Here is an 11,577-nt window from a genome sequence, read left to right as displayed (position 1 = left end):
TCTTTTCTTCTTCTCGTTCCAAAGGACGTATTCCCATGCCTAAGATGCGCGCAATCGACGCCGTCGTCCAGATCCTGGCCAAGGAGGGCGCCACCGAGGCGTTCGGCCTGCCAGGGGCCGCGATCAACCCGCTGTACTCGGCCATGAAGGCCCACGGCGGCATCCGCCACACCCTGCACCGCCACGTCGAGGGTGCCAGCCACGCCGCGGACGGCTACTCGCGGGCCACCGGCAAGATCGGCCTGTGCCTGGGCACCTCCGGCCCTGCCGGCACCGACATGATCACCGGCTTGTACGCCGCGATCGCCGACTCCATCCCGATGCTGTGCATCACCGGGCAGGCCCCCACCAATGTGCTGCACAAGGAGGACTTCCAGGCCGTGGACATCGAGTCCATCGCCAAGCCGGTGACCAAGTATGCCTCGACCGTGCTGGAGCCGGGACTGGTTCCGGGCACCTTCGCCAAGGCCTTCCAGATCATGCGCTCGGGCCGCCCGGGCCCGGCCCTGATCGACCTGCCGATCGACGTGCAGATGGCCGAGATCGACTTCGACATCGATGCCTATGAGCCGTTGCCGGTCCAGAAGCCGAAGGCCACGCGCGGCCAGGCCGAGAAGATCGTGGACCTGCTGCTCTCCGGAAGCAAGCCGATCATCATTGCCGGCGGCGGCGTGATCAACGCCAACGCCAGCGCGCAGCTGGTCGAACTCGCCGAGGAACTGGACATCCCGGTCTCCCCGACCCTGATGGGCTGGGGCGCCATCCCGGATGACCACCGCCTGCAGTCGGGCATGGTCGGCATCCAGACGCACACCAAGTACGGCAACCAGACCTTCCTGGAATCGGATATGGTGCTGGGCCTGGGCAACCGCTGGGCCAACCGCCACACCGGGGATCTGGCCACCTACCGCGCCGGACGCAAATTCATCCACGTGGATATCGAAGGCACGCAGATCGGCCGGGTGTTCTCCCCGGACCTGGGAATCACCTCGGATGCCGGCGCCGCCATCGAGGCCATCCTGGAAGTCGTGCGCGAGCGCAAGGCCGCCGGCACCCTGCCGGACTACTCGGCCTGGGCCAACGAGGCCACCGCCCGCAAGTCCACCGGGCACCGCAAGACCAACTTCGAGAACGTGCCGATCAAGCCGCAGCGCGTCTACCAGGAAATGAACGCCGCCTTCGGCCAGGACACTACCTACGTGTCCACCATCGGGCTCAGCCAGATCGCCGGCGCGCAGATGCTGCATGTCTACAAGCCGCGCAACTGGATCAACGCCGGACAGGCCGGCCCGCTGGGCTGGACCGGACCGGCCGCCCTGGGCGTCGTGCGCGGCAAGCCGGGGGAGAAAGTCGTGGCCCTCTCCGGAGACTACGATTTCCAGTTCATGATCGAGGAGCTGGCCGTCGGCGCCCAGTTCAAGCTGCCGTACGTGCACGTGGTGGTCAACAACTCCTACCTCGGACTGATCCGCCAATCGCAGCGCGCCTTCGAGATGGATTACCACGTGTCTCTGGGCTTCGATAACATCAACTCCCCGGAAACCAACGGCTACGGCGTGGACCATGTGAAGGTCGCCGAGGGCCTGGGCTGCAAGGCCGTGCGCGTCGAGGATCCCAGCCAGCTGGCTGCCGGATTCGCGCAGGCCAATGCGCTGGCCGAAGAGCACCAGGTGCCAGTTGTGGTGGAAGTGATTCTGGAAAAGGTCACCAACATCGCCATGGGCGCCCAGCTGGATGCCGTCAATGAATTCGAAGACCTGGCTTTGGACGCCGCCGATGCACCAACCGCGTTGGTGCCGATGGCAGCCTCGGCCACCGTGGGTGCGTGAAAGGGCAGTCGTCGCTGACCTGCAACCCGCAAAGTTTGGCGCGGGGCACCGGTTCACCAATACGGGTGTGCCCCGCGCCACAACAACCTAGACTTGGCATAGAGCTGCCGAGCCCCAAGAACACCTAGCAATTAACGAGTAGGAACACCTCATGAGCATCAACGAAGCTGTTGGCCGCACATCGTCCCCGACCGCCACCGGAACAACCTATGATCTGGTGCTGCGCGGCCAGCAAGTGCTGACCGCGCAGGGCATTGGCCCGCGCGAAATCGGCGTGCGCGACGGAAAGATCGTCGCCGTGCAGGAATTGGGTGCCGGACTGGCCGCAGAGCGCGTCATCGAGGTGGCCTCCGACGAGGTCCTGCTGCCCGGACTCGTTGATACCCATGTGCACGTGAATGAGCCAGGCCGCACCGAATGGGAAGGGTTCGAGTCGGCGACCAAGGCCGCCGCTGCCGGCGGGGTGACCACCATCGTGGACATGCCGCTGAACTCCATCCCGCCCACGGTGAACCTCGAAGCGCTGGAAATCAAGCGCGCGGCCGCTTCCAAGAACGCCTATGTCAACGTCGGCTTCTGGGGCGGTGCCATCCCGGGCAACAAAAAGGATTTGCGCGAGCTGCACGAGGCCGGAGTCTTCGGCTTCAAGTGCTTCCTGCTGCATTCGGGAGTCGACGAGTTCCCGTCCCTGAGCGTTGGCGAAATGGAAGAGGACATGGCCGAACTGGCCTCCTTCGACTCGCTGATGATCGTGCACGCCGAGGACTCCGATATCATCGGCAACTCCCCGCAACCGGTGGGCGGCAAGTACGCCGGCTTCCTGGACTCGCGCCCGCGCGATGCCGAGAACACCGCCATCGCGCAGGTGATCGAACGCGCCCGCACAACCGGAGTGCGCGCCCACGTGCTGCACCTGTCCAGCTCGGATGCGCTTGAGATGATCCGCGAGGCGAAGGCCGAGGGCGTGCTGCTCACCGTGGAAACCTGCCCGCACTACCTGACCTTGCTGGCCGAGGAAATCCCCGACGGTGCCACCGCCTTCAAATGCTGCCCTCCGATCCGCGAGAACGACAACCGCGAGCTGCTCTGGAAGGGCCTGGAAGAAGGCGTCATCGACTGCATCGTTTCGGATCATTCCCCGTCCACCATCGACCTGAAGGATGTGGAGAACGGCGACTTCGGCGTGGCCTGGGGCGGAGTGGCTTCGCTGCAGCTGGGGCTGCCGCTGATCTGGAGCGAGGCGAAGAAGCGCGGGCTGAAGCTGGAACAGGTCGTGCAGTGGATGGGCCTGAATCCCGCGAAGCTTGCCGGACTGAGCGCCAAGGGCAGCATCGAGGTAGGCAAGGACGCGGACTTCGCGGTCTTCGCTCCTGAGGACACCTTCGAGGTGGACGTCCAGAAGCTGCACCACAAGAACCCGATCTCCCCGTACCAGGGCAAGACGCTGAGCGGCGTGGTCCGCCGGTCCATCATTGCCGGGACCGACGTGGATTTCCAGAATCCAACGGGTCAGCTGATCCGCCGCGAGAGCTAGGAACCGGTACCTCGCAGAGCCCCTGTCCGCAGGACGGGGGCTCTGCCGCGCCGTGGGCAATAATAGCCCCGGCGTGCTTTGGCCACCACAGATTCGCAGCGTATTCACCGGTGGTACGCAGGCTATTTCCCTGGCGCATAACAAACAGGTATCGATTGGATGTGGCGTTAAAGGATTGGGCTGCCCAGCTCATAGACTGTCAGCACTATGGGGATAGAGCAGCCGTCACTCTGAATACAGGAAATGGGTATGAACGCGATTACTGCTGCTTCGATAATGAGCAAAGAAGTCGACGATCTGGCGTTGGGCGAAGTGGTTCAGGCGTCGCTGGTTCTCGGCGCGATCCTCATGGCTGTGCTCCTTGCCTTCGGGCTCAAGACCTATGCCCATTGGCGCCGTCATGCCAACGGCACTCCAACTGATCAGCGTCCGGCCGAGCGTGATGAAGCTCCGAGTCCAGCCAGCGGTACCCGGCAACTCCCGGCACCGCGGATTGAAGTGCTTTCGGCGCTCGGGGACCTGCGCCGGACCGGGGCCTTGAACCGCGGTTTAGAGGACAGCAGATGAGCACAGGGATTCGGCCGGACGCAACGGGATAGTTAGTCAAAGACGAGATTGGTAGTCTCAAGCCCATGCAGGGCCGCACTTGGCTTGGCCCACGTGATAACGGGCTGGAGGTATAGCGGTGGTTGAAGCAACCCGGGTGCACCCGACCTTGCCACGCTTCCTGCGCTGGGCAGATCCCGCATCACGCCTCTTGCTGGTGCGCGCAGCGCCCGAAACCGGACGGACCTGGTTCGCGAAATCCTGGATGGGGGACCGGAAGGGTGCCGTCCATGATTTCTCGGAGCGGCCATTCGAGGCGCTGGAAGAACTCGAGAAGATTTCCCTGCAGCTAGCCCAAGACCCGCAGCTCCATGCCGCAGTGGTGCTTGCACCGGGGCATACGGTGTGGCATCCCGATGAAGCTGAGGAAGATCTCGTTCAGAAGTCAACTTCGGCTGAAGACTCAGCCGAAGCTCCGCAGCCATCTGAAAAGGATGACAAGCTTGCGGACACAGGTTTCACCGCGCTGTACGTGTTGGTCGCTGGACTCCTTTTGGCAGCTGCTGGTGTGCTGATTTCTCGGCGCAGCAACCGCCGTCATGGCTAAAGCCTAGGATTCGAATGAGGCTGTGAACTGTTCACGGAGCAGGCTCTTGCGATCGTCGTATAACCGATCAGCTAGGCTGTTGAAGATAGTTCGCGCATACGCCCGACTGGAATTAACTTTCCGGTCGGGCGTCTTGCGTATCAGGCTGATGTGCAAAAACGGGCAGCTGTTTCAGACCGCCCTGAGTTTGACTCAACCGGCCGGCTTATTTGGTGCGTTGCTGATGGCCTCTCCGCCCGGTGTTCTCATCTGAACTTTGCCGGTCTGGTTCCCTCCGCCCTGTGAACCTGCAGCGATGACTCACCAGAATCTAGGACCTCGGTAGAAACCGTTAGTGAGCTGACAGTTGTAGCTCTCACTACCATGGGCATTGCTTGCTCGCCGATACGCAGTTTCGGAATTCCTGCGAAAGTGCCGTCACGAAGTGAACCCAGGCGCCCTCTAACTCTATGGATCCATCGATTGGGCACTCGTTGATGGCATGAAAGCATGCGCTTTAGGAATCTCCCAACAATCCAGGCGCAGCATGGGGATGCGGCTTTCTTCGCTATCAGGAGGACCAGAGCCAAGAACGCAAAGGATCCGCTTCTGAACGCTCCATAGAAAGGGAACGTCATGAGTATGTCACTCGCAATCTTCGGCATTGTGGCCTCTATAACCGCGATCTTCAGTGCATTGAGCCGGCGGGGACGACGATGGCTGGTGCGCGACTTTACGCACTACAAGACCATCCTTGTCGCTTGGGTTGCTGGCAACTTGGTGCTCATCGCCGCGGCCTGCTGGCATCTTCTTTCCCAAGAGCAGTCGGACATCGGGGCAGTGGTGGCCATAATGATGGCCATCTCTCTATTGATTTTCTGCCTGTCCATGTTGGCGTTGCAACGAAGGCCTCGAAACAACACCCGTCCGCGACGCTTCCTGGCTGTCGGAGCACATCCCGATGATGTTGAGCTGGCTTGCGGTGCAACCATCGCGAAACTGGTGGATGCCGGCCATGATGTGCGTATTGTCGTCATGTCGCAGGGTGAAAGTGGTGGACATGCTCCTCGCAGGATTCAAGAAGCCCGACGCGGAGCCGGTTACCTGGGTGCCCAGTCCCATACGGTGCGGTCCTTTTGCGATACGCGGCTGTCGGAGAATTCCAACCTGATGGTTGCAGCGATCGAGGAGGAAATCGCTGCTTTCGAACCGGATGTCGTGCTGACTCATTCTGCTACTGATATCCACCAAGACCATGAGGCGGTGCACCGTGCAGTAATGCGCGCCGGGAGGCGACTGCCCTCCATACTCTGCTTCGAGAGCCCCTCGGTGGGCAATGATTTCTCTCCAAGCTTCTTCGTTGACGTCGAGAACTACACCGACGTCAAGGTGGAAGCCATCAAGCTACATGCCGATCAGCGGAACAAGCCCTATATGACCCGTGCGCGGATCGAGTCCATGGCCACTTTCCGTGGCAATCAGGTCAAGCAGCAGCGGGCCGAAGGGTTTGAAGTAATGCGCCTCGTATCAACCACAGTGGGGGATTTCTAATGAAGATTCTAGTCACCGGGGTCGGCGGTCCAGCAGGAAGCTCGCTTGCGCGCCAGCTGCACGCGCGAGGACATAGCGTCATCGGCGCTGACATGGTGCCAACAACTGATCCGCTGCTCGACGCCTTCCACCAGGTTCCAGCAGCCAGTCACCAGCAGTACCCCACTCGGCTTCAAGAGATTGTTCTCCAGCACTCAGCTGAACTGGTTATCCCTACCGTCAGCGAAGAACTCCCGGTGCTTTCGGCAGAGAGTATCCGAGAGCTGCTGGAATCGGCCGGAGCCCGATTATTGATTTCCTCGAAAGAATCCGTGCTGATCAGCGACGACAAGTACTACACGATGCTGACTTTGCGAGGGGACAACGTGCCCGTCCCCGACTTTGCCCGGATCAACGCTGGCAGTGGCGAAGCCTTGGCGCAGTTCAGCCCGGAAGAGCAGATCATCATCAAGCCACGCGTATCACGCGGAGGACGGGGCGTTCGCTTGGCTACGGCAGGAGACCTCGGGGCAGGCCGCGTACTGGCTGGTACGCGGGATCTTGTGCAGCGCTTTGCCCCCGGACGCGAATTCGCGCCGATGATCTTCAGGAACCCTGATTCCGGGGAGATCGAGGTCTGCGTGGTGGTGGAGAAGACCGAGCTGCGCGAGGGACTCGTGGGCAACGCAGTATCGGTGCGCCGCTGCGAGTCGAATGATCCAATAGCCGCTCATGTTGCGTGGGTGGCCAAGAATGCAGTGCAGTCGCTAGAGCTGGTCGGGCCGGTAGACATGGACGTGCGCCTGGGTGGCGATGGGCAACCGGTGGTGCTCGAGGTCAATGCCCGTTTTGGAGCCAATAGCCAGTCCGCGCCGGAACTGCTGGATGCTGCATTGCGCTTGCTCGGGCTGGCGTCCACAGCGCAAGTTGGCTGTGCATGAGTTCGGCACTCGTTCTTGGCTATTACACACTGACCGCAGTCATCCTTTCCGTCGGCGTGCTCAAGCTGGGGTTGATCCCCTTGGCGTTGCTTTTCGAATGCCGCCGGGGTCTGCTTTTCACCCGGTACGGGAAGCTGTCGTCATTGCCTCCTGGTATCCCGGCAAACGCTATTCTGCGGCCCCGCCGTCGAACCCGGGCGTCGAGGCATTTCGGGCAGATCCCGGACTACAGGGTATCGGTAATCATCCCGGCCTATAACGAGGAAGTGGTATTGCGCGCCTGCGTTGAATCAATTGTCCGCAGCAAGGGAAACCTCGCTGAAGTGGTGATTGTTGATGACGGATCCACTGATGGCACCGCACGGCTGATGCATGAGCTGGCTCAGGAGCATCGCCTGGTGCAGGCCATCAGCCAGGAGAACGCCGGCAAAGGCGCGGCACTTAATCGTGGGATTGCCCTCGCGACTGGAGAGATACTGGTTTTTGTCGATGCCGACGGAATTTTTTCGCCGGTGACTATTCCGTGGTTGCTCACCGGATTCCGCGATGTGAAGGTGGGCGCGGTTTGCGGTGATGACCGGCCTGTAAACCTGGACAGGGTGCTGACCAAGATGCTTTCGGTCCTTTCGCATCTGGGAACGGGAGTTGTTCGGCGGGCGCTGTCCCTGATTCATTGCTTGCCGGTGGTTTCCGGGAATATAGGTGCATTCCGTGCTGATCTGGTCAGGGATCTTGGCGGGTTCCGCACCGATACGGTTGGAGAGGACTTGGAATTGACCTGGCGCTTCTACGGTGCCGGATATCGTGTGGCTTTTGAACCACGCGCGATTGTCTTGGCGGAGTCGCCTTCTACGCTGCAGGCGCTGTGGAAGCAACGAGTCCGCTGGGCACGGGGCCTGCTGCAATCGATCAAGATGCATTGGCGGATGCACGGCAACCCCCGGTTCGGGCCGTTCGGAGTGTTCCTGCTGTTCAATTTTCTCACGATGGTGGTGGTGCCACTGGCTCAGATCCTGGTGCTTGCCGGATTGCTCTATTTCATCCCGGCCGGGCTGATTACCTTCGGCGGCGAAGAAGAAGCAACCTTAATTGGTCGCACCGCGATGGTGGTCGGTTGGATTGGCATCGGAATCACGCTGGCTTCGGTGGTTCTTGGCATTGCGTTGAACACTGCATGGAGGGATTTGGCGAACCTGTGGACCCTTCCGCTATGGCCGTTCTATGCCACGGGGATGGGGCTCACCATGCTCGCAGCGGTAGCGTTTGAGATCCGCGGGAGGCCCGCTAAATGGAACAAGCTGCAAAGAACCGGTGTCATTTCCAGCGGCGAGTTCTCTGCCATTCTTGGAAGCGGATCATGAGCACGGCCAAGATGCAGCGTCAACGCCGGAAACTGGCAATGGCAGCCATAGCGGGCTTGGTGACTTTTCTTTTGTTGGCGGCTGCTTGCTACATGACCGGATTCCCCACTTCTGCAGCCTATCAACCGACCCCCACGCCGGACCCCACGGTGGTTGCGCCGATGCCTCCGCAGCATGCCTGCCAAGATTCCCCTCGCGCAGAGGGCACCAGTTCCCCAGGAGACAACCTCGGCATGCGCCACTCCAAGATAGACGCCCAACTTCCCCGATTTTCCAGAGTTGTGAACGTTGGTTTTGAAGATATTACCGCCGAAGATCCTGACCGTATTCCGGAAATTGCCCGTCGATTAAATTCGGTCAGGGCGACAGGAGTATCGCTCTCCATTGGACGTCTCGACTGGGTGGCTTTCCCCTGGCCAGCCCAACGCGATGTCGAATCCAGCGAAGTCACGCAAACCGGGCGGGACTATGTTGCCGAAGCGATTAGTGCCTTCCGCTGCGATGAGCAGGGTAGACCTCGAACAATCTACTTGAATATCGATACGTTGCTGGGCAGAGAGCTGGAGCGCCGTCCATCGCTAGCAGGAATCAACTCCGAGGGGCATCCTTCCAAGAACTGGGCAAGTATCTCGGCGTGGAAAGAGGATGGACTTGATACCAGGCTTGTCGAGCTGGTTAGTGAAGCCGTTCGGCGCTATGCACCCGATGGCATCAACGTCACGGAGCTGATGTTTCCCAGCTACACGTTCGGCGAGGATGACTTGGAGAATTTTGCGAAGTTCAGCGAGCGCCCTGATTGGCCGAGGTCTGCTGACGGAACGATTGATTCCACGTCAGAGCAAATCTACCTATGGCGGTCAAACGCAGTCACCTCGATCATGAAGAAAGTGGCTGGAAGTCTGGACGAAACCGGTCCGGTGCTCACCATGGATGTGCGATCACCTGCCAACGGAGATCCAAGGGGACGCCCTGATTCCGGCCAAGACTACGGGCAGCTTCTGAACGTGGTTGACCGCCTGAACATCTGGAATTTTCGGGGCATCGCATCGTCCAATCGGGTTTCGACAGACGAATTGGTACAGCGGTACATGAAGCAGGAACCTGAAAAGTATTCCTTGGAAATCGGGCTTTGGGAAGGCGCAGGTTCCATGGACAGCAGTTCCGTGAGCAAGGAACTGCTGAATGCCGAGGACCATTCATTGCTGCATGTCTCCGTTACCCCCACTTCGTTAATGGACGACAGCATATGGTCCGCATTGGAGGGTGCTTGGAGCCAGGTTCCTGCTACTCGCCCGGATGCGGACTAATCGCGGAATCTATGCGAATTCCGGCTCGAAGAAAAAATTTCAGATTAATCCGGATTCTTGCGTCATGATTCCCTTTTCCGCGTATCTAAGTGATGTACGCGCTGAGCTGGGCAACAAGGAATTATGAGGTTTCGAGACGTCCAGTTGTCTTATGGGGAAGATGCTGACGGGTGGGCGAGTTGCAAGCTTGGGGGATGGAGCTCGCCCACCTTTCAGGATTTTCGAACCCATTTCATAGAGATATTGGAAAAATCCTGATAGGTTCTAAAGGATGAAAATGCCGTCCAAAGTCGGGCGGCATCGTCGACGGGGCATTGGTTGCCGTTTGCCGGCTTCGGGGATTGGGGAATCCTTGGGGCGATCGGCGGCGGGTACCGGCGCTGTCGCGTGAAACGTTATGGGGACGTAATGACAATAGATTCTGGGGCACGCTTTGCTGACGTCAGCGATGCAGATTTAATTCGTGGCGTTAGGAACGGAAGCAGCGAGGCCCAGGACCACCTGTATCGACGGCACAGGCAAGTGGCGCTGAACGTAGCGTTTAGGCATACGAACTCTCCTTCCGATGCCGAGGATGTCGTCTCCGAAGCTTTCCTGCGGGTCTTCCGTATCATCGAACGTGGGGCAGGACCTGATGAGTTCTTCCGCGCCTATTTACTGACTGCGGTATCGCGCGAAGCCTTTTCCAGGAACAAATCAGCCTCAAAGCAGATTACCGTCGAAGACGTCCAGGACTTCCTGCCAGGCGATGCGCACGCGGACGAGGCGATGGAACGCCATGAATCCACCTTTGCCATCCTCGCGTTCAAGGCCTTGACCGAGCGCTGGAAGACGGTCCTGTGGCTCACCGAAGTAGAGGAACTGCCGCCGAGAGACGTTGCGCCAATGCTCGGCATGACACCCAATGCGGTTTCCGCATTGGCGGTACGCGCGCGAGAGGGACTGCGCGAAGCCTACTTGGCTGCGCATATGAATGGCCAGTCAGGGTTGCCCGCAAGCTGTTCCGATATTCGTGAACATCTGCCGGCCTTTATCCGCGGAACGCTGGGGAGCCGGAACGAGCGTGGAGTCAAGGCGCACTTGAAGTCGTGCGCGAATTGCGCAGTAGTGTTCGGGGAATTGGACGAAATCGGTGCTACTTTGCGTGCTTTCGTCCTTCCTCTGGTCGTTGGAGGGATTACTGCGCTGGGAATTCCTGCCTCGGGAGGTATTGCAGGAATGGGAGCTTCGGCAGCCACGGCAACGGCTGCTGGTGGAGCTACTGCCGGGACAGCAGCTTCTGTTGCTTCGGGGGCCGGTGTGAGTATTGCAGGGGGTAGTAGCCTGGCCGTTACTTTAGGCGTTGGCTTGGTGGGTGTCGCCGTAACAGCGTCCGCCATCGGTCTGATACCGATACTGATCGTGCATGATGAAAGAGAAAGGGGCGCACCCGAAAGCGCAGTCCAGCCCCAGCTGGAAGGAGTCGAAGCCCCGATGGTTGGGGCCGAGCCATCTGCCGTCATGAGCCGTGCCATGTTCTTGCGGGACCTGACTGGGCGAACCGTTCCTGATGCGAAAGACGAATTAGAATTCACAAACCAAGTGGAATCGCCATTCACGAGGCCGTTTTACCCGCTGTCACATGTGCCAGCGGCAAGACCGTCACCTGAAGCGACCTCTGAATCTACTTTTGAGCCGACTGCGGAGCCAACGGTGGAGCCTTCAGTCGAGCCGACTCCGGAACCGACTCCGGAACCGACTCCGGAACCAACAGTGGAACCGACTCCGGAACCAACCCCGGAACCAACGGTGGAGCCTTCAGTCGAGCCGACTCCTGAACCAACTCCGGAACTGACTCCTGAACCAACCCCGGAACTGACTCCTGAACCAACCCCGGAACTGACTCCTGAACCAACCCCGGAACTGACTCCTGAACCAACCCCGGAACTGACTCCTGAACCAAC

9 protein-coding genes and 1 pseudogene are annotated in these 11,577 nt (G+C 59.9%); all 10 read left to right on the top strand.

Annotated features, from left to right (window positions below; all coding sequences use genetic code 11):
- The first annotated feature begins 35 nt into the window (after window positions 1-35).
- Window positions 36-1,829, top strand: coding sequence for a glyoxylate carboligase (gene gcl, locus ACWICV_RS13315; RefSeq protein WP_402471659.1), 1,794 nt, complete (start codon window positions 36-38; stop codon window positions 1,827-1,829).
- A 151-nt stretch (window positions 1,830-1,980) separates the two neighbouring features.
- Window positions 1,981-3,363: an allantoinase AllB gene (allB, locus tag ACWICV_RS13310; RefSeq protein ID WP_400290013.1), complete on the top strand. Its 1,383-nt coding sequence runs from the start codon at window positions 1,981-1,983 to the stop codon at window positions 3,361-3,363.
- A gap of 249 nt (window positions 3,364-3,612) precedes the next feature.
- Window positions 3,613-3,930, top strand: coding sequence for a hypothetical protein (locus tag ACWICV_RS13305; protein ID WP_400290015.1), 318 nt, complete (start codon window positions 3,613-3,615; stop codon window positions 3,928-3,930).
- A gap of 118 nt (window positions 3,931-4,048) precedes the next feature.
- Window positions 4,049-4,516: an LPXTG cell wall anchor domain-containing protein gene (locus ACWICV_RS13300; protein ID WP_454091267.1), complete on the top strand. Its 468-nt coding sequence runs from the start codon at window positions 4,049-4,051 to the stop codon at window positions 4,514-4,516.
- A 615-nt stretch (window positions 4,517-5,131) separates the two neighbouring features.
- Complete coding sequence (locus ACWICV_RS13295) at window positions 5,132-6,046, top strand: PIG-L deacetylase family protein (protein ID WP_454091268.1); 915 nt, start codon at window positions 5,132-5,134, stop codon at window positions 6,044-6,046.
- On the top strand, window positions 6,046-6,966 hold the full coding sequence (locus ACWICV_RS13290; protein ID WP_454091269.1) for an ATP-grasp domain-containing protein: 921 nt from the start codon (window positions 6,046-6,048) through the stop codon (window positions 6,964-6,966). Before ACWICV_RS13295 ends, ACWICV_RS13290 begins: the two co-directional genes overlap by 1 nt.
- Window positions 6,963-8,327: a glycosyltransferase gene (locus tag ACWICV_RS13285; RefSeq protein WP_400290023.1), complete on the top strand. Its 1,365-nt coding sequence runs from the start codon at window positions 6,963-6,965 to the stop codon at window positions 8,325-8,327. The genes ACWICV_RS13290 and ACWICV_RS13285 overlap by 4 nt, the downstream gene beginning before the upstream one ends.
- Window positions 8,324-9,634: a hypothetical protein gene (locus ACWICV_RS13280; protein ID WP_454091270.1), complete on the top strand. Its 1,311-nt coding sequence runs from the start codon at window positions 8,324-8,326 to the stop codon at window positions 9,632-9,634. The genes ACWICV_RS13285 and ACWICV_RS13280 overlap by 4 nt, the downstream gene beginning before the upstream one ends.
- 408 nt (window positions 9,635-10,042) lie before the next feature.
- Window positions 10,043-10,726, top strand: a pseudogene (locus tag ACWICV_RS13275) (sigma-70 family RNA polymerase sigma factor); the annotation flags it as partial.
- Window positions 10,727-11,326: 600 nt separating this feature from the next.
- A partial coding sequence (locus ACWICV_RS13270) for a hypothetical protein (RefSeq protein WP_454152496.1) occupies window positions 11,327-11,577 on the top strand: 251 nt, incomplete at its 3' end.

Source organism: Glutamicibacter sp. NPDC055354, assembly GCF_053644955.1.
This window is presented reverse-complemented; position numbering and strand designations above follow the sequence as displayed.

Coding starts and splice junctions, on each gene's coding strand:
- gcl (WP_402471659.1), top strand. CDS start 36: ATGCCTAAGATGCGCGCAATCGACGCCGTCGTCCAGATCCTGGCCAAG.
- allB (WP_400290013.1), top strand. CDS start 1,981: ATGAGCATCAACGAAGCTGTTGGCCGCACATCGTCCCCGACCGCCACC.
- ACWICV_RS13305 (WP_400290015.1), top strand. CDS start 3,613: ATGAACGCGATTACTGCTGCTTCGATAATGAGCAAAGAAGTCGACGAT.
- ACWICV_RS13295 (WP_454091268.1), top strand. CDS start 5,132: ATGAGTATGTCACTCGCAATCTTCGGCATTGTGGCCTCTATAACCGCG.
- ACWICV_RS13290 (WP_454091269.1), top strand. CDS start 6,046: ATGAAGATTCTAGTCACCGGGGTCGGCGGTCCAGCAGGAAGCTCGCTT.
- ACWICV_RS13285 (WP_400290023.1), top strand. CDS start 6,963: ATGAGTTCGGCACTCGTTCTTGGCTATTACACACTGACCGCAGTCATC.
- ACWICV_RS13280 (WP_454091270.1), top strand. CDS start 8,324: ATGAGCACGGCCAAGATGCAGCGTCAACGCCGGAAACTGGCAATGGCA.